A 23,957-nucleotide genomic window follows, 5' to 3' on the forward strand; every position below is an offset into this window, starting at 1 on the left:
TGAGCCAAGGCGCTCTGAACTGAACCGAGAATCCGCCTCGTCCCATGTCCGCGGCCTGATCAGTACCAAGGTCCAGGAGCGGCGCTCAGTGCGGCTGCAAAGTGGAGGTGGTGAACCGTCAACGGTCGTCCGGACGCTGCTGTTGCGGCGGACGGCCTGACATCTTGGCGGTCTCCGGAACCGGACGCGCCAAGTGTCTTCTCGGGGGCAGCAGCAAGCACGCCTCGACGCCTAAATCGCGCCAAGTCCGGACAATTGTACCTAGCGAAAAAGCCGACCTGTGGCTCAGATCTCCCCGAGCAAGCGTCACTCTGACCTATCTTCAAGAAGCGCATCTAGGGCAGCGGGCAACGGATCAGCCCGACGCGGAGGCAGGAACGAGCGCTGCCAGGGTTTCTTGGAGATGAGACATCGTGAGGCTCAGCACCAGTTCTCCTCGTTGGTCGTAGGTCTCGATCAGCCATGTCACGATCCCATATTGTGGCCGGCTCGCCGACATGCGCCTGTCCAGGACAGTCGCGGTCGCGCGCAGCGTGCTGCCGGGCCGGACCGGGGCATGAAACCGGACCGCGTCGAACCCCAGGCCCGCGACCGCGGTTTTGGTGAACAGGCCTTCCTGGTTGCAGAGCCTGAACGTAAGCGAGAGCGTGTGCAGGCCGCTCGCGACCAATTCTCCGAAGATTGACTGCTTGGCGGCCTCGCGGTCCACGTGGAAGGGCTGGACGTCGTACTCCATCGCGTAACGGATGATGGCGTCCTCAGTGACGGTCACGCCGCCTGTTTGGTAGACGGCGCCCTTCTCGATGTCTTCGTAATACAGCTTCATGGTCTGGCCAGTCTTTGTGTCAGCGCGCGCCTACAGCACGAAATCGGGGAGGGCGGGCGGCAGGTTTGCGTCGTTGCGGGCGGCATTGCTCCAGATCCGGACGCGAGGGCCCTCGAAGGCGAAGAAGTGGTTCGCCGCGGCCGTGAGTCCAGCCACGAGCTCCGGGTCCTTGGGACCGCCTTGCACGGCGACCACGCATTGGTCGAGCCAGATCCAGGCCAGCACGAGGTGCCCGAGCGCGCTCTGGACGGGACCCGCATGGGGCAGCGCTTGCCGGCTCTCCTTCTCGGCCAGGATCAGGATGGTCCGGGAGAACTCCGCCCATAGGGTCTCAAGGTCGTGCGCCCATCCCGACAGGGTGGGCTCCTGCCGGGCCCGCGAGACCGTGTCGGCGACCCTCGCCCCGAGCAGCGCCAGCCCTCGCCCGCCATCCCGCAGGATCTTGCGGTCGAGCAGGTCCGCTGCTTGGATCCCAGTCGTTCCTTCGTGGATCGCGTTAAGGCGGTTGTCCCGGTAGAGTTGCTCGACGTCGAAATCGCGCGTGTAGCCGTAGCCGCCATGGATCTGGATGGCGAGATCGTTGGCCGCCAGCCCCCATTCGGACGGCCACGTCTTGGCGAGCGGGGTCAACAGGCCGAGCAACCGGCCGGCGTCGCCGCGTTCGTCTTCGGTCGGGGCGGTTTTCTCGTCATCGACCAGCATCGCGCAGAACAGCACGAGGCTGAGCGCGCCTTCCGCGTAGGCCTTCTGGGCGAGCAGCATGCGCCGGACATCCGCGTGGGCGACGAGCGGCGCCTGCTCCCGGGCGTCCCGTTGGCCCGGCGGCCGACCCTGCAGCCGCTCGCGCGCATAGCGCCGGGACAGCGCGAAGCCGCGGCACGCCAGCGCGGCGGCCCCCAGGCCGACCGCGATGCGGGCCTCGTTCATCATGTGGAACATGATCGCGAGGCCTTGCCCGGGCTGGCCGATCAGATAGCCCACCGCGCCCGGCGCCCCGTTCGGCGTGGCTGCTCCCTCGCCGAAATTCAGCAGGCAATTCACCGTGCCGCGGTAGCCCATCTTGTGGTTCAGGCCCGCGACCACGATGTCGTTGCGCTGCCCGTCCGCAAGCCGCCTGGGTGTGGCGAACAGCGAAATCCCCTGGGTTCCGGCCGGGAGAACTCCGTCGGGCCCGACGATCTTGGCCAGCACCAGATGGATGATGTTGTGGCCCATCTGATGGTCGCCGCCGGAAATCCACATCTTGGTTCCGGTGAGCCGGTAGCGCGCCCCCAGCGGATCCTCGCCGTCGGGCGCGGCGCGGGTGGCGATGTCGGCGAGCGACGATCCCGCCTGCGGTTCGGACAGGCACATCGTCCCGAAAGCCTCCCCGGCGATCTGCGGGAGCGCCAACGCGCCAACCTGAGCCTCCGACCCGAAGGCGCAGAGCAACCGGGCGTTGGCGGTGGTCAGCATCGCGTAGGCGGCGGTGGCGATGTTGGCCGCCATCACGTGGGCCATGCAGGCCGAATAAACGACATTGGGAGTGTTCAAGCCTCCAAAGCGCTCGGGGAAAGGGGCGGCCGAAAGCCCCGCCTCCGCGAAGGCGCCCAGCGCGTCCTCGATCTGGGGCAGGAGGCGCACGACGCCGTTTTCCAACCGGGGCTCCTGCCGGTCGGCGTCCTTGTAATGGGGAAGAAACCGCGTGCGCGCGACCCGGTCGGCGACGTCGAGCATCGCCGACGTGCTTTCCGGGCTGTGATCGGCGAACTCGGCGCGCGCGTAGAGCCGGTCGACATCGAGCCAGTCTCTCAGGATGAACTCCAGAACACGGCGATCGATCAGTTCGTCCATTCCCGTTCCGCTCTCGTTCGGTCGGCGCGCCGGCCCGGCGCCCGGCCCTCATCCACGTTGCGCGGCGTCCCAACCCAGTTCGGCGCAGAGCCCCGCGAGCGCGCCGCGTTGCAGGGCGTCGGGCGCGGCCGCGTTGCCGTCCAGCGCGCGCCTGCGCACGCCCTGGAGGATCGCGGCGAGGCGAAAGAACGAAAAGGCCATGTAGAAGCGCCAGTTCGCGATCGGCGCCCGGCCCACCCGCGCGCAATAGTCGGCCACGAATTCCGCCTCGCTCGGCACACCTGGACACTGGGCGGCCCGCCCGGCGAGACCCCGAAAGGCATGTGGCGGCAACCGGTGCCATAGAGCCGCATAGGCGAGGTCGGCCAGCGGGTCGCCCAGGGTCGAAAGCTCCCAGTCCAGAACGGCCGAGACAGTCGGGGCGGTGGGGTGGAACAGGAGGTTCTCGAAGCGGTAGTCGCCGTGCACCAGGCTGACGGTTTCTTCGCGGGGCAGATTGTCCGGAAGCCAGGCGAGGAGATGCTCCATCGCCGGGATGGTCTCGGTCTCGGCCGCCCGGTATTGCCGCGTCCAGCGCGAAATCTGCCGCTCGTAGTACTGGCCGGGCCGGCCGAAGTCGCCGAGGCCGACGGACGCTGGATCGATCGAGTGGAGCTCCGCCAGCGTGTTCACGAACGACGCGTAGGCGGCGCGCCGGTCATCGGGGGACAGTTCGGGCAAAGCGGGATCGGCCAACAGCCGCCCAGGCACGTAGTCCATCACGTAGAAGGCGACGCCTATCAATCCCGAGTCGTCGCAGTAGAGGCGCGGCGCCGGGACCGGCACGGCGCTGCCTGCAAGCGCTTCCAGCACCCGGAATTCGCGGTCGATCGCGTGCGCGGACGCATGCAGGACGCCGGCCGGCCTGGTCCGTAGCACATAGGCGTAGGCGCCGGCCTGCAGGAGGTATGTCGGGTTGGATTGCCCCTGCGTGAAGGCCTTCAGCGTCGCGCCGTCCCAGTCTCCCGGGAGCCGCGTCTTCAACCATTCGCAAAGCGCGCTGAGAAAGGCTGGCGGGGGTGGCGCGGAGGGGTTCGGGCTGGTCATTGCGTTGTCCGACAATCGGGCAATCAAACTAGCCTGAACTCGTCCCGGCCGACAAGCTCGTCAAGCCGCATTTGGCTTCCTGGCCGCCGCCTTGCGACTCGCGCGCGGCGCTGTTTTCGCGGCTTCTTCGCTGGCGTAAAGCTCCTTCGAACGCTGCATGGCGGCGTAGAGGGGCATGTCCAGATCGAGCCCCGTGCGGTCGTAGGCGCGCTTGAAATCGACCATGTGCTTCATCATCCAGGTGCGCGCGCCAACGGCGTCGCGCCGCTCCAGCATGGCGATCAGTTCGCCATGGGCGTCGACCACGCGCTGCTCCGTACGCAGTTGCGGCAGGATGATCTTTCCCGCCGGCAGGAACAGCAGGCTGATGGGTTCCCGGGCGAGAATGAACACGCGGTTCTTTGTCGCCTTGGCGAGGAGCTCGTGGAATTCCATGTCGAGCTTCACGAAGAGCTCGGTGTCGTCGCGCGCCGCCGACATCGCGGCCAGATTGGCGCGCAAATCCTCGATCTCCCCGGGGGTGATCCGTTCCGCGGCGTAAAACGCGATCTCAGGCTCCAGCGGCATCGAGGCCTCCCAGAGCTCGCGGAATGTCACCTCGTGCACCACCAGCGCCCGCGTGGCGCGGCTCGCGAGCGTCTGGAAGTGGGGCAGCGACACATAGAGGCGCTTGCCGTTGCGCCTCTCGATCATGCCGCCATCCTCGAGCAGGCGGATCCCCTCGCGCACGGTGGATCGGTTGACCCCGAACGTCTCGGCCAACGCCATCTCGGTCGGCAACTGATCGCCGGGCTTGATGCGGCCTGCGACGATCTCACGCTCGATCGAGGCCGCCACCGTTCTGTAGGCCGGGGCCGCCTCGAGGCGTTGAAAACGAGCTACGGCCAATCGCAATCTCCTTCTGAGACAAACCGCCGAGCGGCGGATGAAGCTATAGCGCGCCTCGGGCCGAGTTCAACGCGCCGGCCCACCTCATGGCGCGATCCTGCGTCGGCGCATCTCGGCGATCATGGCGTCGAACATCGGCTCCGTTTCGACAACTTCTCCGAAGCCGAAGCGGCGGATCTTGGCCGTCGATGACATGTCGTCCCATCCCGCCGAGAAGAGGAAATCCGCAAAGGCGCCGTTCGCGATTTGCTCGAGCCGGAGGGGCAGCAGACCGTCGCGGCGTACGATGTCGGTCCAGAGCGGCGCGTCCGCTTCGAATTCCGCCGCCAGACTGCGCGTCTCGACGCCGCCGGGCTCGACGCCGAACGCCGCCGCAATGCTCGGCCACAGATCCCGCCAGCGGAAGTAATCGGCGTTGACGATGTTGAACGACTGGCCCGCGCAGCCCGGCTCGGTGGCCGCCCAGGCCGCGGCGCGCGCCAGAAGGCCCACGTCGGTGGCCTGAGATACGGAGTTCCAGCACTCCGGCGTTCCCGGGAAGGTCATGGGCCTCCCCTTTGCGCCGCAAAGGCCCGCATAGGCGCCGAGCGTCGTGACGAGGTTGTACGGATATCCGACCGAAACACCGCACACGATGTGGGGCCTCAGACTGGACCACGTCCAGCCGCGTCCCCGTTGGCGCTCGGCGAGCCAGTCCACGTGGTCATGGTAGAAATTCGGCTGCGCAGCGCGCGGATCATCCTCCCGGGCCGGCGTGCGGTAAGGGCCCAGATGGCTGCCGTACCACTTGGTGCCGTGCAGTAGGCTGACATGCCGCAGCCCGGTCGCGACGGGCTCCAGCGCGGTGATCAGGTTCCGCAGCATCGCGGCGTTCGCGGCGCGCTCGCCGGCGGGTTCGGCCGCCGGGGCGCGGCCGGCGTAGAACACATGCGTCACATGCTTCAGCCGCTCCGCCGCGCGTTCGCAGGCGGCGGCGTCCAGCAGGTCGATCGCCTCGTGGCGCCAGCCGGGAGCGGGCGAGGCGCTCGGGCGGCGCGAGACGCCGATCACCTCCCAGCCGGGGAGGCCGTGGAGATACGCCGCGATGCTGCCGCCCACCAGGCCGGAGGATCCAACGACGAGCGCCACGTTGCGATCCGGCATGGGCGTCACCGCTCCCGAGTGGGCAAGACCACCAGTTCGGACACGGTCACGTTCAGCGGCTGCTCCAACGCGTAGAGGATTGCCGACGCGACGTCGTCGGGGCTCAGCGTGACGGGAAAGCGCTCGTAGAACGCGGCCGCGCGCGCGTCGTCGCCGCCGAGGCGCCGGCTCGCGAAGTTGGTTTTCACCGCTCCGGGCAGGATCTCTAAGATCCGCAGGTCCGTCTCGGCGTAGTCCGCCCGGAGCGACTGGCTGAACCCGTGCACCGCGTGCTTGCTGGTGGCATAGGCTGCGAGGTGGCGGCTGCGCTGCCGGCTGGTGATGGATCCCACATTCACGATGTCGCCGCGCCCGCGCTCCACCATGGCGGGCAGGATGGCGCGCGTCAGGCGCATGAGCCCGAGAACGTTGACCGCCATGACGCCTTCCAGCGCGCTCGTGTCCAGCTCGTGGAACCGCACGTCGCCGCCCATGTCGTGGCCGGCGCAATTGACGAGTACGTCGATGGCGCGAACGGCGGGCGGTATTCGGGACGCGACCGCGTCCACAGCGGCTTGGTCGCGAAGATCGAGCGGCAAAGCCGTCGCGCTCGTCCCGAGTTCGTGCGCGAGCCGCGCCACGCGTGCGGGGTCGGGCGCGAGCAGGATGACGTGCGCGCCCCGGCCGGCCAGCCGCCGCGACAGCGCTTCCCCGATGCCGCTCGTCGCGCCCGTCACCAGCGCGATCTTGCCTTTGAGTGGGTCCGGCGTCGTCATTGACGTTCCCCCGGCGCCTGGCGGGGCTTGCTGATCACCGGATTCTCCCAAGTGTTCGGGCCCACGCCTTGCTCGCGCAGCACGTTTTTCAGCACCTTCTGCGTCTGGGTTTTCGGCAGGGCGGCGCGGACCTCGATGTAGCGCGGCGTCGCGAAGGCCGGCATGCGGCCGGCGCAGAAGTCGGCCAGTTCGGCGGGATCGAGGCTGCCCTCCTGCGGGACCACAAAGGCCATCACTTCCTGCTCCTTTTCGTCGGTGGGAGATCGCACGCCCACCACGGCGGCCTCGGCGACGCCCGGATGGGCGAGCAGCGCCTGCTCGACCTCAAAGGACGAGATGTTCTCGCCACGCCGACGCAGGCTGTCCTTGAGCCGGTCCACAAAGGCATAGTAGCCGTCCGGATCGCGGCGGAAGGCGTCTCCGGTGTGGAACCACAGGTTCCGCCAGGTGCGCACCGTGGCGTCCGGCTGGTTGACGTAGCCCAGCATGGTGGTCCAGGCGGCCTTGGGCCGGACCAGCAGTTCGCCGGTTTCGCCATCCGGGACCGGCTCGTCGGTCTCGGGATCGGCGATGCGCACCTCGAACCACTCGTCGACAATGCGGCCGCATGAGCCCGGACGAAGCGGCTCGTCGCGCGGCATGTAGAAGGGGCAGTTGATCTCCGTCGCGCCGTAGAGTTCGACCATCCTCATGCCGAACCGCCGCTGGAAGGCCTCCCCGAATTTCGGGACCGGCACCACGCAGGCGATGCGCAGCGGCGTCTCGGAATCGTCGGGCCGTTCCGGCTGGCGCCAGACGAACTCGGTCATGGCGCCGAGGAGATTTGTCGCCGTGGCGCCGTGGCGGCGGATGTCTCCCAGCCAGCCGCTCGCGCTGAAGCCCGGGGCCAGGATGAGCCGACCGCCCAGGATCATGGCTCCATAAGCCTGCAGAAGCAGCCCGTTGGCGTGAAACAGCGGGAGGCAGCAATAGATTGCATCCTCCGAGGTAAGGCCCAGGCGATCGATGTAGACGTGCGGGTTGAGGCGCTGGTGTCCGTGCGGAAGCAGGGCGCCCTTGGAGCGTCCCGTCGTGCCGGACGTATACAGGATAGATGCGGCATCGCGCGGTGTGACCAGCACGCCTGGGTCGCACGCTGGAGCCCGCAGCAGCTCCTCGAACCGGACCGGCGCGGCCGCGAGCCCGCCCGCACCGGAGGCGGCGTCCGAGCCGGCGACGACAAGCGAGGACAGCGCAGGAAGGCGATGAGCCGAGGCTTCCACGACGGGCAGGAATTCGGCGTCGACGACGAGCGTCGTTCCGCCGGAATCGCTGACGACATATTCCAGGAAGTCGCCCCTGAAGGCGGTGTTCACCGGCACGATGACGGCGCCCAGGCGCATCAAGGCGAGCCAGCACTGGAGGTAGGCGGCCGAGTTGCGCATCATCACGAGCACGCGGTCGCCAAAGCCCACGCCGATGCCGCTAAGGCCGGTGGCGACCCGGTCGACGTCCTCGTCCATCTGGCCGTAGGTGATGCGGCCGCCGGTGGTCAGCTCCACATAGACGGCGCCGGGGCGTTCGCGCGCCTGCCGCCGCAGGGTGGCGCCGATGACCCAGTCGTCGGGCGCGGATGCCATCGGGCGCCTCTCAGACCACGAGATGCGACTGGATCACCGCCGCATCCCGCTCCATGTCGGCGCGCGGTCCCTCGTAGACGATCGCGCCCCGGTTCATGACGTAGAGGTGGTCGGCGACTTTGGCGGCGAAGTGCATGTCCTGCGCGGCGACCAGCATGGTGAGGCCCTCGCGCTTGAGGGACAGGATCGCCTCCTCGAGGGTCTTCACCATCACGGGCGAGAGCCCCTCGGTGGGCTCGTCGAGCAGCAGCATCGAGGGATTGCCCATCAGCGCCCGCGCGATGGTGAGCATCTGCTGCTGGCCACCGCTGAGGAATCCCGCGAGGCGGGTCCTGAACTCCTGCAAGGCCGGGAACACCTCGAACGCCCGTTCGGCCGTCCAGCCAAAGCCGCCCTCGGCCTGCCGCTCCGCCACGAGCAGGTTGTCCTCGACGCTGAGTTCGGCGAAGACGCGCCGATCCTCCGGAACATATCCAAGGCCCAGCCGGGCCACCTTGTAGGCCGGGAGGCCGTCGATCCTGTGGCCCTTGAACAGGATGCTGCCGTCGCGCGGCGGCGTCAGGCCCATCACGGTGCGCAGCGTCGTCGACTTGCCGACCCCGTTCCGGCCGAGGATGCAGGCGGCCGTCCCCGGTGCGACCTTGAGCGACACTGCGAACAGGACATGCGCGGCGCCGTAGTAGGTGTGAAGGCGATCGCACTCAAGCATGCGCGGCCTCGCCCAAATAGAGCTCGCGCACGCGGGGGTTGGCCCGCACGGCCGCAGGCTCCCCATGGGTCAGCTTGGAACCCTGGTGCATCACGGTGATGCGGTGGGCGGTGGAAAACACCATGTCGATGTCGTGCTCCGTGAACAGCACCGTGACGCCGCGTGTCGCGTTGATCTTGCGGATGATGGCGGTGACGAGCGAGCGCTCCTCGGGGCTCATCCCGGCCGTGGGCTCGTCCAGCAGCATCAGCTCGGGCGCTCCGGCCAGCGCCATGGCGAACTCCAGCCGCTTGCGGTCGCCCGCCGCCAGTTCTCCGGCCGGCCGGTTGAGGTCGCGCTCCATGTGGACCTGCTCGAGAAGCGCGAGGGCATCATCCTGCATCACGCCCTCGGCGGGTGCGAACAACGACCGGCAACGGCCCTGCCGGGCCATCAGCGCGATACGGACGTTCTCGATTACCGAAAGCTTCGGGAAGATGCTGGTGATCTGGAACGACCGCGCGATGCCGGCATGGACGATCTGGTGCGGCGGCAGGCCCACGATGCTGCGCCCGGCGAACATAATTTCACCGGCGCTGGGGGGCAGGCCGCCGGCCACCATGTTCAGGAGCGTGCTCTTTCCGGCCCCGTTCGGGCCGATCAGGGCGTGGATCTCGCCTTTCATAACGGACAGGCTCATGTCCGTGACGGCCTTGAACGGGCCGAACGTCTTGCTGACGCCGCGCAGTTCCAGAACGGCGTCCGTCATGGCCGCGACCCTTCCTGCTGGGCTGCCGCAGGCGCCACCTGCGCCTGCGCGGCCGAGGCGGGCTTGGGGCGGCGCCGATCCCACCAGCCCTCGATGGTGCCGACGATGCCCTTGGGCAGGAACAGGACAAGCACCAGCACCACGGCGCCGAAGGCGAAGAGCGGATAATCCGTGTGGCTCGTCACCACGAAAGTCAGCAGCACGAACAGCGCCGCGCCCACGATGGGCCCGATGAAGGCCCCGACGCCGCCCGCGAGCGTCATCAGCACCGGATCGGCCGACTGCGTCCAGTAGAGCAGCGACGGAAAAGCCATCTGCTGCAGGGGCGATCGCAGCGATCCTGCCACGCCGGCCAGCGCTCCGGCCAGCACGAAGGCGGCGAGCTGGTAGAGCCGCACGTTGAGACCCAGATAGGCCGCGCGTTGCGGGTTCTCGCGGATGGCCGCCAGCGCGGCCCCGAAGGTGGAGCGCCGAACCAGGAACAGCAGCCCGATGCAGACGGAGACGACCGCGAGCGTGAAGTAGTAATAGGCGTTGGTGGGGAGCAGCCAATCCGGCGGGCTCACCGGCAGGCCGTTGTCGCCGCCCGTGAAGCTGTACCAGCTCGACACCACCGAGAAGATCAGCTGGGCGAAGGACAAGCTCAGCATGGCGAAATACATGCCTTCGAGCCGCACCACGAAGAAGCCGATCGCGAGCGCCATCAAGCCGGCGACCAGCGGGGCCGCCAGGATCCCGGGCACGATCGGCACGCCGAGCTTGCTGTAGAGCAGCGCCACCGTGTAGGCGCCGAGCCCGTAAAAGGCCGCATGCCCGAAGGACAGCATGCCGGCCTGCCCGAGCAGCAGGTTGAAGCTCATGGCGAACAGCGCGGTGATCAGGAAATCGTTGGCGAGATACACGTCGCTCTCACCGACCAGGAACGGCAGCGCCGCCATGATGGCGAGAAGGACGAGGAGCGGGGCGGCTTCTCTTCTCCAACCCATGTCAGGCGCGCCTTCCGAGCAGGCCTTGCGGCCGCAGCAGCAGCACGGCGCAGAGGGCGATGAAGATGAACGCGATGGCGAGCCGCGGCGCGACCATGATGCCGATCGCCTGCAGGACGCCGATCACGAGAGCGCCGACGAGCGCGCCCGAGACGCTGCCCACGCCGCCGATGATCACCACCGCGAAGCTCTCGATGATGATGGAGTTGTCGATCCCGATCGCGATGGATCCGACCGGCGCGGCGAGCGCGCCGCCGAAGCCCGCCAGCCACGCCCCGAGCGTGAACACGCCGGTGTAGAGCAGCGGCACGTTGACGCCGAGCGCTCCGACCATCTCGCCGTCCGCCACGGCCGCCCGCAGCGTCTTGCCGAAGCGCGTGCGCTCCAGCATGAGCCGCAGCGCCAGCGCGATGACGAGCCCGATCACGATCAGCAACACGTAGTAGCTGGGGAAGGGCGATCCGAAGATCGAGATGCTCCCCTCGAGCAGTTGCGGCCGCGGCACCGAACGGTAGTCCCGGCCCCAGATCATCTTGACCCCGTCCGCCACGATGAGGGTGATCGCGAAGGTGAGGATCAGCTGGTAGAAATGATCGCGATGCTGGATGCGCCGGAGCAGCAGCATTTCGATCGCCGCCCCGAGCGCCGCGACGCACAAGGGCGCGATTACCAGGGAGGCGAGGAAGCCGGGCATGCCGCCCCCCGCCATCCGGGTGACCGTGTAGGTGACGAAGGCCGCCACCATGTAGAACGAGCCATGGGCGAAGTTGGCGACCCTCAGCACCCCGAAGATGAGAGTCAGACCCGAGGCGACGATGAACAGGACCATGCCCCTGCTCACGCCGCTCAGGATTTGAATCAGCACATCCGTCATATCAGATCAGACCGCCTTGACTTCGCCCGGGATGAGGATCGATGAGCGCCTATTTGCGCTCCGCCAGGATCTCCTGCGGCGTCGGCCACACCTTGTCGGCCTCGATCCGCTTGATGTCGACGAGGGTCTTGAACGGCAGCTTGTCGTCCTTGCCGGTGACGCCTAGGAACGAAGGCACGTTGCCCTGGTGGTCCACCTCGCGGAACGTCGTGACGCCGCCCTGGAGGCCTTCGTACTTGATCCCCTCCAGCGCGGTCCTGACCGCGTCCTGGTCGACCGAGTTCGCAGCCTTGATGCCCTGGGCCAGCAGCATCATTCCGTCATACGCCATCACGGCCCAGTCCGACGGATAGGCATTGTACTTGGCGTTGAAGGCCTGGATGAAGGTGTCCATCTTGCCGCCCTTGGTGCCGAACGGCGGCGCGTACATCTGGCCAAGGATGCCGTCCGGCATTTCCGAGCCGAGCGCCCGCAGGTCGTCCAGGAAGAGCAGCGTGGCGAATTTAGTCCGCTCGAACAGGCCGTAGGCCTTTGCCTGCTTGATGAAGGCGATCAGGTCCGAGCCCCACAGGTAGGAGAAGATCAGGTCCGGCTTGCCCGAGAGAAGCTGGGTGATGTAGGGCGTGAAATCCGGCTCGCCGAGCTTGGGCCACTGCGTGTTGGTGATCTTTGCGTCCGGATTCACCTTGGCGAGCCAATCGCCGAAATACTTCACGGCCTGATGCGACGCCTCGTAATCGCCGCCGATAAACGCGATGGACTTGTACTTTTTGTCGAGGCCCTCCGCCATCGCGCGCGCCAGCATGGTGCCGCTCGGCACGATGGTGAAGAAATGCGGATGGTAGAGCTCGCCCACCAGACGCGGGGTGTTCGGGATCGTCATGACGACGACCTTCTTGTACTGCTTGGCGACCGCCGAGACCGCGACGCCGACCGAACTTGCGTCCGGCCCGATCAGGAAGTCGACCTTCTCGCGGGTGATCAGGTCTCGCGTATGGCTGGTGCCGAGTTCCGGCCTCAGCTGGCTGTCGCGCACGAGCAGCTCGAGCTTGCGGCCCATGATGCCGCCCGCCGCGTTGATTTCCGCGATGGCGAGCTCCACGCCGTTCACCTGGCCGCGGGCGTAGGCCGCCGCGATGCCGGTGAGATCAGTGGTCAGTCCGATCTTGATCGGAGGCTGTTGCGCCTGAGCGCCGGTGAAGGCTCCGGCCCCGAGAGCGGCTGCCAAAAGCGCAGTGACTCCCCTACGGGTAAGCGTCCCAAAGCTGGTCATAGTCCCTCTCGCGTTTCCTCGAAGCGCTCTCGCGGCGCTGCTCTCCATCCCGGTCATGTCGCCGGGTTATGTCGGATTGTCCGACAATAGTTTGTACCATGCCCCAAGCGGGACCGGCAATCGGATCAGCTCGCAGGACGGGCGATTTCGCCCCGCGCGCGCGGCTCAACCGGCCGTGAAGCCCCCGTCGACATAGAGCGTCTGCCCGGTGATGAACGAGGCCGCGGGCGAGGCAAGGAATACGAGCGCGCCCGTGACGTCGTCGGTCTGGCCCAGGCGGCCGAGCGGCATGCGCTCCAGCACACGCCTGTAGAGTTCAGGCTGGGTTTCGGTGAGCTTGCGGTTGAGATCGGTGACGATCACGGTCGGCGCGATGGCGTTGACCCGCACGCCCGATGGCCCGAGCTCCACGGCCAGGCAGCGCGTGATGCTGATCACGGCGGTTTTGGCGGTCGCGTAGGCGACGCGGTTGGCCATACCGACGCTGGACAGGATGGACCCCATGTTGATGATCGCGCCACGGCCGCGGCGGGTCATCGCCGGCGCGACGGCCTGGCTGCATAGAAACGTTCCGGTCGCGCTGACGTCCAGGGTCCGGCGCCACTCTTCCGCGGACGTGTCAGCTAGGGACTTTGGCGAGATGACGCCCGCATTGTTGAACAGGATGCTTACCGGGCCGAAGTCTTCGGCCGCCTTCGCCAACGCGCGGGTCGAGCCTTCGTCGGTGACGTCGACCGAAACCGCCAGGGCGCGCCGCCCCATGAGGCGGATCTGCTCCGCCACGGCCTCGCATTCGGGCAGGCGCCGCGCGGCCACCACCACATCGGCACCCGCATGTGCGAGCGCCAGAACTCCAGCCTGGCCGAGCCCGCTGCTGCCGCCGGTGACGATGGCCACCTGGCCATCCAGTCGAAAGTCCGGATAGCCCATTGCGTCCTCCTCAGCCCGCCATCTGTCCGCCATCGACCGCAAGCGCCACGCCGGTGATCATGCGGGCTTCGTCCGACGCCAGAAAAAGCGCCGCGTTGGCGGTGTCTTCCGGCTCCGGCATCCGGCCTAGTGGAATGGTGGCCTTGAGCCGCGCCCGGGCCTCGTCCATGTCGGGCGCCATTCCGGGCAGGAACGAGCGCAGCATCGGCGTCTCCGTCACGGTCGGGCAGATCGCGTTCACCCGGATGTTGGCCGGCGCCAGCTCCAGCGCCAGCCCTTTCACGAGGCCGACGACGCCGTGCTTGGAGGCCGTGTAGACCGTGTAATTCGGCCGCGCCTTGATGCCCTGCAGCGAGGACGTGAAGAGGATCGAGGCGCCGTGCGGCCTGCGCGCGGCGCTCTCCCGCAGGGCTGGCAGCGCCGACTGCGTCATCTTGAACACGCCCACCAGGTTGACGCCGATCACCCGCGCCAGCACGGCGTCGTCGGCGCTCTCCACCGGGCCCGCGAAAGGCCCGCCGGCGTTGTTGTGAAGGATATCGAGCGCGCCGAACGCCGCGAGCGTGGCCGCGACGGCGGCCTCCGTCTGGCCGCGGTCGGTGTGGTCGCACCGGACGAAGGCGGCGCCGTCGCCGAGTTCGCGCGCGAGTTCGGCCGCCCGGCCCTCGTCGATGTCGGCGATCATCACCCGGGCGCCTTCGCGCACGAAGGCTCGCGCGGTGGCGGCGCCGAGGCCCGAGGCCCCGCCGGTGATCAGCGCGCTCCGCCCGTCCAGTCGTCCGGCCCTCGTCATGGCTGGCCTCCGGCGGGCGCTCCGCCCGCGTCCAGGATTTCGATCAACGCCTCGATGCGGCCCGCGAGGTGCGCATATTGGCCGCGCAGCAGCGAATCCTGCACGCGCGCTAAAACGGCGGCGGCGCGCCGCATCTCCTCAAGCGCGGCGCGTTGCTGGGCGGTGTCCGGCTGTGTCTCGGCCTGGGTCATGTCAGGCGCTCCGTGCGCATGCCTTCGCGGCGCTCGTCGGTCCAGCGCCGCGCCTTGTAGGAGAAGTTCGGCAGGTCCTCGCGCGGAATCACGCGGACTTGCATCAGCACGTTGGTTGCAGCCTTGATCCGCTCGGCGAGCGTCCGGCAGAGATCTTCACGCCAGGCTTCATCGGCGGGAGCGCCATTCTTCAGCGCCAGCCGCACTTCCACCTCGGTCCGGCCCGCCTGGTCGACAAAGACCCGGCCGGCGTACTCCTCGACATGGGCGTGGCTGAACACCGCGTTGTCGACCGAGAGCGGCCACACGTTGTTGCCGCGGATTTTCATCATGTCGTCATAGCGCGCGATGCCGCCGGCCTCGATGCCGTTCCAGGGCCGGCCACACCCGCAGGCGTGGTGGGGAATGAATCGCGCCCGGTCCCGCGTCGCGAAGCGCAGCACCGGGGAGGCCTCGACGCCGAGGTTGGTGAGTACGATCTCACCCTCTTCGCCCGGGCCGACAGGTTCGCCGGTGTCGGGATCGATGACCTCGGCGTAGTTCTCCCACTCCAGAAAATGCATGCAGCCACGGCCGCCGTCCGGGCGCACCGCGCCGCACTCGCAGGTGCTGGCGATGAAGCCGACGCCCTGGGTGCTGCCATAGCCTTCATGCAGGCGGCAGCCCCAGAACGCCTCCAGCTCCTGGGCCCACTCGGTGGGGTAGCCCTCCGCAGCCGTGAACAGCGTGCGCATCATCGGAAAGGCTTCGGCCGGCCGGATCCCACGTCGGCGGAAGCCTTCGGCCAGGGTGTGGTGATAGTTCGTGGAGGCGTAGATGAAATGCGCTTCCCGGAAGCGGAGCATCATGTCGATCTTCGCATCGGTGGCCAGCGACCCTCCGACGTGGAACGCGGTCGCGCCCGCGATCCTGAAGCCTTCGCCGGGGCCCCAGCCGCCCGTGGTCATGCCGCCGGCCGGGACGCAGTTGAACGCCACGTCGCCGGGGCGCAGCCCGGCCATCGTCCACGGCAGCTGGTGCAGGTAGCCCAGCATGTGGACGTCGCGCTGGGTGCGGCCATAGACCTCCTGCCCTTGTCCAGACGTGCCGCCCGTCAGGGTGACGAGCGCCACCTCCTCGCGGGGGACTCCCAGCCGACGCCCGAAAGGCGGATGCGCCTCCTGGTCTGCCAGGAAGTCCTGCTTGGTGGCGACCGGGATGCGCTTGCGAAAATCCTCAAGGCTGCGGATCTGCTCAGGCCGGACGCCGGCAGCGTCCATGCGGTCGCGATAAAACGGGTTCCGCGCGTAGAGCCGTTCGAGCAGGGCCTGGATGCGCCGCAGCTGCAACGCCTCGAGGCTCGCCCTGTTCATGGCGGCGAGTCGCCCCAGGTGCGGCGACGCCGACGAAAAGGTTTCACCGGTGATCATCGCTCACGCTCGTCCGGGCTTGAACCTGGGAAGGGTGACATCGGGCGTCACATCGTCAAACTGCACCGTGACAGCCATTTCGGCGGTCACGTCCTCGGGGGCGCAGCCCACGATGTTGCTGGGCATGCGCACGCCCTCGTCGAGCGCGATCAACGCGACCACGTAGGGGACATCCTGCCCGTAGACCTCGCGCGGGACGGGGTGGCGCACTACGATCCAGCTGAACACCGTGCCGTTTCCGCTGGCCTGGACCCACTCGGCCTCAGGCGAATGGCAGTGCGGGCAGAGGCGCTGGGACGGGAAGCGGAAGCGCCCGCATCCGCCGCATTTCTGCAGCATCAACCGGTGCTCTTTCGTCCCCGCCCAGAACGGCGCGGAATCGGGATCGGGCTCGGGGAGCGGCTTGGCGTAGGTCATGTCGTTCACCTGCGAAGGACCATGGCGCTCCCGCACGTCATCGCGCCGGCCGTCGTGAGGGCGATCTCGGCGTCGCGCACCTGGCGCTCGCCGGCATCGCCCCGCAACTGGCTGACAGCCTCGATCACGTGGTTGAAGCCGTGGATATAGGCCTCCGACAGGAGGCCGCCGTGGGTGTTGATCGGCAACTCGCCATTGCGGGCGATGCGGCCGCCTTGAACGAAGGAGCCGCCTTCGCCTTCCTTGCAGAAGCCGAGGCCTTCCAGCTGCATCAGCACGCTGTAGGTGAAGCAGTCGTAGATCTCCGCCACGTCGATGTCTTTCGGCGAGACGCCCGCGCCGCCCCAGAGGTCTTCAGCGATGTATTTCGCGTAGTTCTCGGCATGCTCGGGCCAGCGGATGGCGTCGAACAGGTCCTCGCCCTGGTTCGGGCCGCCGCCATAGGCCGCGCCCATCACGTAGACGGGCGGCTTGGCCATGTCCTTGGCGCGATCGGCGGACGTCACCAGCACCGCGCAGGCGCCGTCGCTTTCCAGGCAGATGTCGAGCAGCCTGAACGGCTCCACGATGAAGCGGGACGCCATGTAGTCGTCCATCGTCATCGGGTCGCGCTGCATGGCGCGGGGGTTCAGCGTCGCGTTGGCGCGGCACGTGACGGCCACCTCGCCGAGCTGCTCGGCCGTGGTGCCGTAGCGGATCATGTGTCGGCGGCACCACATCGCCATGGCCTGCGGATAGGTGATCCAGCCGAAGGGGGCCGTGTATTGGGTAATGCCGCGGGCCGCGAGTTCGCGGCCGCCCCCGAGCCGATAGCCCGAGCGGCCGTTCATGGCCCTGTAGCAGAGCACGGTCTTCGCCAGCCCGGCCTCGATGGCCGCGATGGCGTGCATGACGATCAGGTTCGCGGCGTTGCCGCCGCCCGCGATGTCGACGCAGTAATGCGCATGCGGCATGCCCAGGGCCGTCGCGACCGCGATGCCCGGTACGGAATCGCCGAAGTTGAAGCTCACGATCCCGTCGATGTCCTGGACAGGAACGCCGGCGTCGGCGGAGGCCTTCAGGCAGGCCTCGGACGCGAGGTCCAGAACCGTCCGGCCGGATCGCTTGGTGTATTCCGTGTTGCCGATGCCGGCGATGCAATAGCGGTCGCGCAGGGTGAACATGGTCCGCTCCTCAATCGGCGGCGAAATGGGGGCGGCGTTTTTCCGCGAAGGCGCGCAGGCCTTCCATCGCGTCCGGGTGGCCCGTCGCGTAGGCGTGGACGACGTCCATCTCGGCGTCGAGCCCGTCCTGCCAGCCTGTTGTGCGTGTGTCGTTGACCAGCTTCTTCATGGAGGCCAGCACGGTCGCGCTGCGCTGGACGAGGTCGTCCACGAACGCATTCACGTGGCCTGCGAGAGCGTCGGCCGGCGCGACCTCGGCGACGAGGCCGATCCGCTCGGCTTCGCGCGCGTCGAGGAGACGGCCCGAAAGCATCAGGTGCTTGGCCCGCATCACGCCGATGGCCCGGGCCAGCCGCTGCGACCCGCCCGCGCCTGGGATCTGCGCGAAATTAACGTGCCCGTCGCCGATCCGCGCCGTATCCGCCGCGAACGCCAGGTCGCAGGCGAGCAAGAGCTCGAGCCCGCCGGCCACGCAGGTTCCATTCACGGCCGCGATGAAGATCGTGGAAGAGCGCTCGATTAGGCCGCAAACAGCTGCGAAATCGTCGAGGAACAGGCGGAACGCCGGCTTGTCGGCATAGAGGGACAGATAGCCCGCAAGGTCGCCTCCAGCCGAGAAAGCCCGGCCCGCGCCCGTGAACACCACGGCTCGGACGGCCGGATCCGCGTCAAGCGCCTCGATGGCGCGGCGCAGCTCCTTCAGCGTCGCCCAATCCAGCGGATTGAACTTGTCGGGGCGGTTGAAGGTCACCCACGCCCGACCGTCTCCAAGTTTCACAAGCAGATTTTGGTCGACCAACACCGCGCTCCGTCGCTAGCTTATCGCCATTGTCCGACAACCCGACAATGCGGTCAACGGGTTCGGATGCTTTCGCAGCGAACTTGTTGGTGCGAGATGGTAAGGCTGACCGGCTTGGCTGCTAACCGAGCTGACACTTGGATCACCGGTTTGCGGAGATGGGCCCACGCCGGCGCAAAATGAGAAGTTGATGATGGAATAAGGAAGCTGCGGTCTCTAATGGGCCGCCCCTCCGTAGGTCTCCGGCTCGGCTTTGGCTTGGCCAGAGCCAGTTTCCCGATCCAGGTCGCCGCACCGCAAGCCATGTCACGAGCGCGGCAGCAACGTCCGCGGCGCGAAGCCGAACGAGATCACTTCCGCTGAGCTTGCTGTCGATCGCGACGTTGAACATCGCGAGGTCGCGGACACGTCTCTCGATTTGAAGCCGAGTTCTCAATTCCCAGATGTGCTGAGGCTGAGGGGCGGCTTTGCACCAATTATCCGACCCGCGTTCCAGGGCCGCGGCTTCGACTTGGGCCTGGCAGACGTTGCGAACACCTCTTGGAACGCCGCATCCGTGCGAGACTTGGGCAGACACTCCCGAGTTCCTAGGACGGAGTAGGGCAAAGAGGCGCCGGTAGCATACGCTCCTTCATGGACGTCGCCTCCGGCCGAAGAACTTCGCCTCCAGCGAGCTATCGGAGCTTGGCGATCCCGATCCCGTCGAGCTTGGCGCGGTCCTTGATGGATTCTTCGCTGCGTGTCAGCGCCTTCGATATGGCCTTGAGCGCCATGCCCTTCTTGGCGAGCAACCTCAGCTTCTCCAGCTCTTCCTGCGTCCAAGGTTGCCGATGCCGCTCAAATCGCTCAGCCACGATCTACTCCTGCTGTGCCGGACTGTCCGGCATTCGCACGTGTTGTAGCAACATCCTGGCCCCTTACGCTGGCCTTTCCAGGACGATTACGTGCCGGCCCGGTCACTTTAACGCAAAGCCCCGAGCGGCCAGCGCTTCGCCGAGACGGTGGCGGCCACTCAGGGACTCCGGGCCACGTACGCGCTGCAAGGCGGTGTCAGACCAGCCGTTGGCAGCCATGCCCTGTTCCACTTGAAAGCTGCGCAGGGCCGCATCGTAGCCAGCGACAAGGTCCGCAGCGGGCGGCCCGCCGTAGCGCTCCGGGTGGAGAACCGCTTCGACCGGGAGGCGCGGCTTGACCGAAGCTGGGCGGGCCTCGTCCGGCCGGCCGACACATAGGCCGAACACCGCGACCACGTCAGCCGGCAGGCCGAGCGTCGCCGCGACCTCTTCCGGCTTGTTGCGCATTCCGCCGATATAGACCGTGCCATACCCGAGCGACTCCAGGGCGACGACCGCGTTTTGGGCAGCAAGCGCCGCATCGATCACGGCCACGAGAAGGCTTTCCAGGTAGTCGAGTCCGGCGGTGGCGCGGCCCCGTTCCGAGCCAAGGGTCCGCAGGCGCGACAGGTCGGCGAGCCAGACCAGAAACAGGGGACATTCCTCGACGTGCCGCTGTCGCCCCGCGAGCTCCGCCAGGCGGGCCTTGCGCGCCGGATCCTCGATGGCCACGACGCTCCAGACCTGGAGGTTGGACGAGGTGGGCGCCGACTGGGCCGCGGCCACGGCCATTCGGAGCACCTCCGGGGGCACGGGATCGGGCCGAAACGCCCTGACGCTGCGATGCGTCAAAAGCGTGGCGAGCACCGCATTCCACGGAGCGTCGCCAGGCTCCGGGTCGGCACGGTAGCGCGCCGCGAGCGCCGCCATGGCGGCCTCGCGGCTATCGGGATATGCATCGGTCATCGGGATCTTGATCGTTCCAGGTCGGGTCAGCGGTTAGCGAACGTCGTGGCGGAGCCCTCACCCGCGCGATAGCCAGTCGCCCACCGCGTCGCGCAGGAAGGCCGCGTCGGCCGGGTTCGCCGCCGGATTGCCGGCCCGATGCCCCCATATGCTTGGAATCGGCCGCAGTTCCGCGTGGCGGACATGGGCCATTTCGCCCGCGTTGTCAGCCACCGGGAAGTAAAGGTCCGTGCGCGACGGAAGGAGCAGCATGCGGGCCTTGATGGACTGGAGCGCCCGCACGAGATCCCCCTGGTAGAGCGCGTTAGCGCTGATGTCGGAGGCAAGCCACGTCGAGCACTGCGCATAGAGGTCCTCCGCCTTGCGGCGCAGGAATCCGGGCGCCCAGACGCGGTCGAGGAAGTCATTGAGCGACGTGGCGCCTGGTGTGGCGAGGTGCAGGTTCGCGCGGTACCAATCCTGGCTCAGCGCCATGGTGGCGTAGATCCTCGCGAAGGCGCGCATGGCTGCGTCGGGTTGGGACGAGAAGCGTCCGCCGCCAAGGTGCTCGGGAGCCGCCTCCAGGGTGGCCTGGAGCGCCTGCAGAAAGACCTGGTTGTGAACCGCGGTCCGCGCGCTGCCGCAGACCACGATGGCCCTCTCCACGGCGTCGGGATAGAGGGCGGCCCAATGGTAGGCCTGCTGCCCGCCCATCGAGAAGCCGTAGACACAGGCGACGGATTCAATGCCGAAGACGTCGGCCAGAAGCCGCCGCTGCGCGCGGACGTTGTCGGCCGTCGTGACCAGCGATGGATAGTCCGGCGCGTGGCTCGGACTGGACGACAGGCCGTTGCCGAACATGTCCGGGATGACGATGAACCACCGCGTCGGGTCGAGGATCCCTTCGGGGCCGATGAGCCACTCCTGATCGCTATGCTGGGCGGAGTAGCTCGTGGGAAACACGATGACATTGTCGCGGTCGGCCGAGAGTGTCCCGTAGCTCTTCCAGCTCAGGCAGGCGTTCTTCAGGACCTCGCCCGAACCGAGCACGACGTCGCCCGGCTCGTAGCGTCCAGTCCGTGTGTCCCAATCCATCGGCGTCCTGCTCCCTCGCGTCCACCTCCGCAACTTAGGGCGGCAGGGAGCAACGAACCAGCCACGGTCGGAAGCGAGTCATTCTGGCGCATGTACGGTCGCTTTGACGTGGCATCCTGGAAATGACCGCTGGATGTGAGGAGCGCCGGTTTGGCCAAGTCTCCCTCGCGTCACATCTGGACATAAGCTGCCTACGGAAAGCGGCCGGCAGTTTGTGCTTCGACCGGCGCTGCCCAAATACCGACAGCTGCCGCAGACTTCAGCCAAGCCACTTCCCATGCTGCCCCTTGGTGATTTCAACTCGGGGTGTCGGCGACCTCGGCATGGAACGCGCCGCCAGTTCCTGGGTTGCTGACCGATGCCGGTGCGAAGCTGCCGGCGCGAGCCCCGCGCGAGCAAGGATTTATTCCATGACAAAGAAGACACATCCCGGCTCTCGCCCGGCTGAGCAGCGCGGCCATGGCGACGAGTTACACCAGGTCGCCACAAGTCCAGAGCGGCGACTGACGACAAACCACGGCGTTCCTGTCAGCGACAACCAGAACTCGCTGAAAGCCGGGCGGCGCGGGCCGTCCCTCCTCGAAGACTTTGTTCTCCGGGAGAAGATCCAGCACTTCGATCACGAGCGGATCCCGGAGCGTATCGTGCATGCGCGCGGCTCGGCGGCGCACGGCTACTTCGAGCTGACGGAGTCCCTGGCGGACGTGACACGCGCCAAGGTGCTTACCGAGATCGGCGCCAAGACCGAAGTCTTCGTCCGCTTCTCCACGGTCGCGGGCGGCGCCGGCTCCGTCGACACGCCTCGCGACGTGCGCGGGTTTGCGGTGAAGTTCTACACAAAAGAGGGCAACTGGGATCTCGTCGGCAACAACATCCCGGTCTTCTTCATTCAGGACGCCATCAAGTTCCCGGACCTAATCCACTCGGTGAAGATGGAGGCCGACCGCGGCTATCCACAAGCGGCGAGCGCCCACGACACCTTCTGGGACTTCATCGGCCTGATGCCCGAGGCGACCCACATGATCATGTGGGCGATGTCAGACAGGGCGATACCGCGATCCCTGCGCATGATGGAGGGGTTTGGGGTCAACACGTTCCGGTTTCTGAACGACGAGGACGAGGCCACCTTCGTCAAGTTCCACTGGCGCCCTAAGCTTGGCCTCCAGTCGACCTGCTGGGACGAGGCTTTGAAGATCGCCGGAGCCGATCCGGATTATCACCGCCGCGACCTGTACGAGGCGATCGCCAAGGGCGACTTCCCGGAATGGGAGTTCGGCGTACAGTTGCTCACCCAGAAGGAGGCCGACGCGCTGCCCTTCGACATCCTGGACGCCACGAAGGTGATCCCCGAAGAGTTGGCGCCAATCCGGATTGTCGGGCGCATGGTGCTCGACCGGAACCCCGACAATTTTTTCGCCGAGACCGAACAAGTGGCGTTCCTGCCCACCAACATGCCCCCCGGCATAGACGTCTCGGAGGATCCGCTGCTGCAGGGCCGCCTGTTTTCTTACCAGGACACGCAGCTCTCGCGCCTCGGGACCGTCAACTTCCACCAGCTCCCGATCAACCGCGCCAAGGGTTGCCCCTTCCAAAACCTGCAGCGCGACGGGCATATGCAGACGCAAGTTTTCACCGGCCGCGCCAATTACGAGCCGAATACGCTGGGCCAAGCCGGCGAGGACGGCGGCCCGCGCGAGGATCACAGCGGTGGCTTCCGGACCGCGCCGGTCCCGCTCGAGGGAGAAAAGGTCCGCCTGCGCTCGGAGACCTTTGCCGATCATTACAGCCACGCTCGGCTCTTCTATCGCTCGCAGTCCGCCATCGAGCAGGCCCACCTCGCGAGCGCCATCGTATTCGAACTCTCGAAGGTGACGCTGGACCATGTGGTGGCGCGGGTACTGTCCAACCTGCGCAACGTCGACGATGAGCTGGCCAAGCGGGTGGCCGTGGGCCTGAACGTCGAACTGCCAGCCGCGTCGAAGGCGGCGGTCGCGCCCAGCGATATGGCCCCTTCGCCCGGGCTTCGGCTCATCGACAAGTACCCCCCGAGCCTGAAGGGCCGCAAGATCGCGATCCTGGTGACCGACGGTGCGGACGGCGCCCTCGTGTCCGAAGTCCGGGAGGCTGCGGAGGCCGAGGGCGCCACGGTGATGATCGTCGCTCCCAAGATCGGCGGCGTCACCCTGAAGGATGGCGCCCGCCTGAAGGCAGACGGCCAGCTCGCGGGGACGCCGTCGGTCCTGTTCGACGCGGTCGCGTTGGTGCTCTCGAAGGCAGGCTGTGCGGCCCTGTTGAACGAAGGCGCCGCGACCGATTTCGCCAAGAACGCCTTTGGGCATTTGAAGGCGATCGGATACACCAAGGAAGCTCAGCCCTTGCTGGACAAGTCTGGGGTCGCGCCCGATGCAAGCGTCGTCGACCTCGCGAAGGGCGCCGCAGCCTTCATAACGCCGGCACAGTCGCGCCAGTGGGATCGCGAGCCCAAGGTCCGCATGCTGGCTTGAGAACCCTACCGACGGGGGCCGGTATAAAAGGTCGACGGTGACCTTGCCATGCCGGACCTACGTTTCGCACCTTCGAGTATGGGAACGAGATAACTAGGTATTTATTCGAGTGGCCGATGCCGAGACCGGCGTCGGCCG

The 23,957-nt window shown here is 67.3% G+C and carries 23 protein-coding genes and 1 pseudogene; 1 reads left to right on the forward strand and 23 read right to left on the reverse strand.

Annotated elements, in window-relative coordinates; all coding sequences use genetic code 11:
* Window positions 1-355 precede the first annotated feature (355 nt).
* From AC1DSZ_RS14610 to AC1DSZ_RS14720, 23 genes and pseudogenes are all read right to left on the reverse strand, one after another.
* Complete coding sequence (locus tag AC1DSZ_RS14610; RefSeq protein ID WP_476839067.1) at window positions 356-826, reverse strand: MaoC family dehydratase; 471 nt, start codon at window positions 824-826, stop codon at window positions 356-358.
* A gap of 30 nt (window positions 827-856) precedes the next feature.
* Window positions 857-2,659 carry an acyl-CoA dehydrogenase gene (locus AC1DSZ_RS14615; protein ID WP_476839068.1) on the reverse strand — a complete coding sequence of 601 codons (1,803 nt, stop codon included), beginning with the start codon at window positions 2,657-2,659 and terminating at the stop codon, window positions 857-859.
* A gap of 48 nt (window positions 2,660-2,707) precedes the next feature.
* Window positions 2,708-3,745: a phosphotransferase family protein gene (locus AC1DSZ_RS14620; protein WP_476839069.1), complete on the reverse strand. Its 1,038-nt coding sequence runs from the start codon at window positions 3,743-3,745 to the stop codon at window positions 2,708-2,710.
* A gap of 60 nt (window positions 3,746-3,805) precedes the next feature.
* On the reverse strand, window positions 3,806-4,633 hold the full coding sequence (locus AC1DSZ_RS14625) for a FadR/GntR family transcriptional regulator (RefSeq protein ID WP_476839070.1): 828 nt from the start codon (window positions 4,631-4,633) through the stop codon (window positions 3,806-3,808).
* Window positions 4,634-4,717: 84 nt separating this feature from the next.
* Window positions 4,718-5,776 carry an SDR family oxidoreductase gene (locus AC1DSZ_RS14630; RefSeq protein ID WP_476839071.1) on the reverse strand — a complete coding sequence of 353 codons (1,059 nt, stop codon included), beginning with the start codon at window positions 5,774-5,776 and terminating at the stop codon, window positions 4,718-4,720.
* Between the two features lie 5 nt (window positions 5,777-5,781).
* Entirely contained in the window at window positions 5,782-6,531 is a 750-nt protein-coding gene (locus tag AC1DSZ_RS14635) for an SDR family oxidoreductase (protein WP_476839072.1), read from the reverse strand.
* Window positions 6,528-8,150 (reverse strand): AMP-binding protein, encoded by a 1,623-nt coding sequence (locus AC1DSZ_RS14640; protein ID WP_476839073.1) that lies wholly within the window; start codon window positions 8,148-8,150, stop codon window positions 6,528-6,530. The genes AC1DSZ_RS14635 and AC1DSZ_RS14640 overlap by 4 nt, the downstream gene beginning before the upstream one ends.
* Before the next feature lie 10 nt (window positions 8,151-8,160).
* A complete protein-coding gene (locus AC1DSZ_RS14645) occupies window positions 8,161-8,859 on the reverse strand; it encodes an ABC transporter ATP-binding protein (protein ID WP_476839074.1) in 699 nt (232 codons plus the stop codon).
* Window positions 8,852-9,607: an ABC transporter ATP-binding protein gene (locus AC1DSZ_RS14650; RefSeq protein WP_476839075.1), complete on the reverse strand. Its 756-nt coding sequence runs from the start codon at window positions 9,605-9,607 to the stop codon at window positions 8,852-8,854. Before AC1DSZ_RS14650 ends, AC1DSZ_RS14645 begins: the two co-directional genes overlap by 8 nt.
* Window positions 9,604-10,593 (reverse strand): branched-chain amino acid ABC transporter permease, encoded by a 990-nt coding sequence (locus AC1DSZ_RS14655; protein ID WP_476839076.1) that lies wholly within the window; start codon window positions 10,591-10,593, stop codon window positions 9,604-9,606. Before AC1DSZ_RS14655 ends, AC1DSZ_RS14650 begins: the two co-directional genes overlap by 4 nt.
* A 1-nt stretch (window position 10,594) precedes the next feature.
* Window positions 10,595-11,467: a branched-chain amino acid ABC transporter permease gene (locus AC1DSZ_RS14660; RefSeq protein WP_476839077.1), complete on the reverse strand. Its 873-nt coding sequence runs from the start codon at window positions 11,465-11,467 to the stop codon at window positions 10,595-10,597.
* 49 nt (window positions 11,468-11,516) lie between these two features.
* Window positions 11,517-12,695: an ABC transporter substrate-binding protein gene (locus tag AC1DSZ_RS14665; protein ID WP_476839078.1), complete on the reverse strand. Its 1,179-nt coding sequence runs from the start codon at window positions 12,693-12,695 to the stop codon at window positions 11,517-11,519.
* A 210-nt stretch (window positions 12,696-12,905) separates the two neighbouring features.
* A complete protein-coding gene (locus AC1DSZ_RS14670; protein WP_476839079.1) occupies window positions 12,906-13,670 on the reverse strand; it encodes an SDR family NAD(P)-dependent oxidoreductase in 765 nt (254 codons plus the stop codon).
* A gap of 10 nt (window positions 13,671-13,680) precedes the next feature.
* Window positions 13,681-14,463 (reverse strand): SDR family NAD(P)-dependent oxidoreductase, encoded by a 783-nt coding sequence (locus tag AC1DSZ_RS14675; protein WP_476839080.1) that lies wholly within the window; start codon window positions 14,461-14,463, stop codon window positions 13,681-13,683.
* Complete coding sequence (locus AC1DSZ_RS14680; protein WP_476839081.1) at window positions 14,460-14,654, reverse strand: hypothetical protein; 195 nt, start codon at window positions 14,652-14,654, stop codon at window positions 14,460-14,462. The genes AC1DSZ_RS14675 and AC1DSZ_RS14680 overlap by 4 nt, the downstream gene beginning before the upstream one ends.
* Window positions 14,651-16,063, reverse strand: a complete 1,413-nt coding sequence (locus tag AC1DSZ_RS14685) for a phenylacetate--CoA ligase family protein (protein WP_476839082.1) — start codon at window positions 16,061-16,063, stop codon at window positions 14,651-14,653. The genes AC1DSZ_RS14680 and AC1DSZ_RS14685 overlap by 4 nt, the downstream gene beginning before the upstream one ends.
* 3 nt (window positions 16,064-16,066) lie before the next feature.
* Window positions 16,067-16,480 (reverse strand): Zn-ribbon domain-containing OB-fold protein, encoded by a 414-nt coding sequence (locus AC1DSZ_RS14690; protein ID WP_476839083.1) that lies wholly within the window; start codon window positions 16,478-16,480, stop codon window positions 16,067-16,069.
* Between the two features lie 5 nt (window positions 16,481-16,485).
* The gene (locus tag AC1DSZ_RS14695; RefSeq protein WP_476839084.1) at window positions 16,486-17,643 is read right to left on the reverse strand and encodes a thiolase C-terminal domain-containing protein; all 1,158 of its coding nucleotides are present in this window, start codon (window positions 17,641-17,643) and stop codon (window positions 16,486-16,488) included.
* 10 nt (window positions 17,644-17,653) lie between these two features.
* Window positions 17,654-18,394: an enoyl-CoA hydratase/isomerase family protein gene (locus AC1DSZ_RS14700; protein ID WP_476839085.1), complete on the reverse strand. Its 741-nt coding sequence runs from the start codon at window positions 18,392-18,394 to the stop codon at window positions 17,654-17,656.
* A gap of 286 nt (window positions 18,395-18,680) precedes the next feature.
* Window positions 18,681-18,979: pseudogene (locus AC1DSZ_RS14705) on the reverse strand (integrase); the annotation flags it as partial.
* A gap of 137 nt (window positions 18,980-19,116) precedes the next feature.
* Window positions 19,117-19,296, reverse strand: coding sequence for a hypothetical protein (locus AC1DSZ_RS14710; RefSeq protein ID WP_476839086.1), 180 nt, complete (start codon window positions 19,294-19,296; stop codon window positions 19,117-19,119).
* Window positions 19,297-19,398: 102 nt separating this feature from the next.
* On the reverse strand, window positions 19,399-20,241 hold the full coding sequence (locus tag AC1DSZ_RS14715) for an NADPH-dependent oxidoreductase (protein ID WP_476839087.1): 843 nt from the start codon (window positions 20,239-20,241) through the stop codon (window positions 19,399-19,401).
* A gap of 57 nt (window positions 20,242-20,298) precedes the next feature.
* Window positions 20,299-21,315, reverse strand: coding sequence for an alpha/beta fold hydrolase (locus AC1DSZ_RS14720; RefSeq protein ID WP_476839088.1), 1,017 nt, complete (start codon window positions 21,313-21,315; stop codon window positions 20,299-20,301).
* A gap of 410 nt (window positions 21,316-21,725) precedes the next feature.
* Between AC1DSZ_RS14720 and AC1DSZ_RS14725 the strand changes: the two genes are divergently transcribed.
* Window positions 21,726-23,819: a catalase gene (locus AC1DSZ_RS14725; RefSeq protein ID WP_476839089.1), complete on the forward strand. Its 2,094-nt coding sequence runs from the start codon at window positions 21,726-21,728 to the stop codon at window positions 23,817-23,819.
* The last annotated feature ends 138 nt before the right edge of the window (window positions 23,820-23,957 follow it).

This window comes from Alsobacter sp. P4_H11 (assembly GCF_056400925.1).

Bases quoted from the DNA above. Each gene is read 5' to 3' on its own strand.
- AC1DSZ_RS14645 (WP_476839074.1), bottom strand. From the start codon at position 8,859: ATGCTTGAGTGCGATCGCCTTCACACCTACTACGGCGCCGCGCATGTC.
- AC1DSZ_RS14630 (WP_476839071.1), bottom strand. From the start codon at position 5,776: ATGCCGGATCGCAACGTGGCGCTCGTCGTTGGATCCTCCGGCCTGGTG.
- AC1DSZ_RS14725 (WP_476839089.1), top strand. From the start codon at position 21,726: ATGACAAAGAAGACACATCCCGGCTCTCGCCCGGCTGAGCAGCGCGGC.
- AC1DSZ_RS14650 (WP_476839075.1), bottom strand. From the start codon at position 9,607: ATGACGGACGCCGTTCTGGAACTGCGCGGCGTCAGCAAGACGTTCGGC.
- AC1DSZ_RS14675 (WP_476839080.1), bottom strand. From the start codon at position 14,463: ATGACGAGGGCCGGACGACTGGACGGGCGGAGCGCGCTGATCACCGGC.
- AC1DSZ_RS14640 (WP_476839073.1), bottom strand. From the start codon at position 8,150: ATGGCATCCGCGCCCGACGACTGGGTCATCGGCGCCACCCTGCGGCGG.
- AC1DSZ_RS14685 (WP_476839082.1), bottom strand. From the start codon at position 16,063: ATGATCACCGGTGAAACCTTTTCGTCGGCGTCGCCGCACCTGGGGCGA.
- AC1DSZ_RS14670 (WP_476839079.1), bottom strand. From the start codon at position 13,670: ATGGGCTATCCGGACTTTCGACTGGATGGCCAGGTGGCCATCGTCACC.
- AC1DSZ_RS14690 (WP_476839083.1), bottom strand. From the start codon at position 16,480: ATGACCTACGCCAAGCCGCTCCCCGAGCCCGATCCCGATTCCGCGCCG.
- AC1DSZ_RS14720 (WP_476839088.1), bottom strand. From the start codon at position 21,315: ATGGATTGGGACACACGGACTGGACGCTACGAGCCGGGCGACGTCGTG.
- AC1DSZ_RS14680 (WP_476839081.1), bottom strand. From the start codon at position 14,654: ATGACCCAGGCCGAGACACAGCCGGACACCGCCCAGCAACGCGCCGCG.
- AC1DSZ_RS14715 (WP_476839087.1), bottom strand. From the start codon at position 20,241: ATGACCGATGCATATCCCGATAGCCGCGAGGCCGCCATGGCGGCGCTC.
- AC1DSZ_RS14620 (WP_476839069.1), bottom strand. From the start codon at position 3,745: ATGACCAGCCCGAACCCCTCCGCGCCACCCCCGCCAGCCTTTCTCAGC.
- AC1DSZ_RS14615 (WP_476839068.1), bottom strand. From the start codon at position 2,659: ATGGACGAACTGATCGATCGCCGTGTTCTGGAGTTCATCCTGAGAGAC.
- AC1DSZ_RS14610 (WP_476839067.1), bottom strand. From the start codon at position 826: ATGAAGCTGTATTACGAAGACATCGAGAAGGGCGCCGTCTACCAAACA.
- AC1DSZ_RS14655 (WP_476839076.1), bottom strand. From the start codon at position 10,593: ATGGGTTGGAGAAGAGAAGCCGCCCCGCTCCTCGTCCTTCTCGCCATC.
- AC1DSZ_RS14695 (WP_476839084.1), bottom strand. From the start codon at position 17,643: ATGTTCACCCTGCGCGACCGCTATTGCATCGCCGGCATCGGCAACACG.
- AC1DSZ_RS14635 (WP_476839072.1), bottom strand. From the start codon at position 6,531: ATGACGACGCCGGACCCACTCAAAGGCAAGATCGCGCTGGTGACGGGC.
- AC1DSZ_RS14660 (WP_476839077.1), bottom strand. From the start codon at position 11,467: ATGACGGATGTGCTGATTCAAATCCTGAGCGGCGTGAGCAGGGGCATG.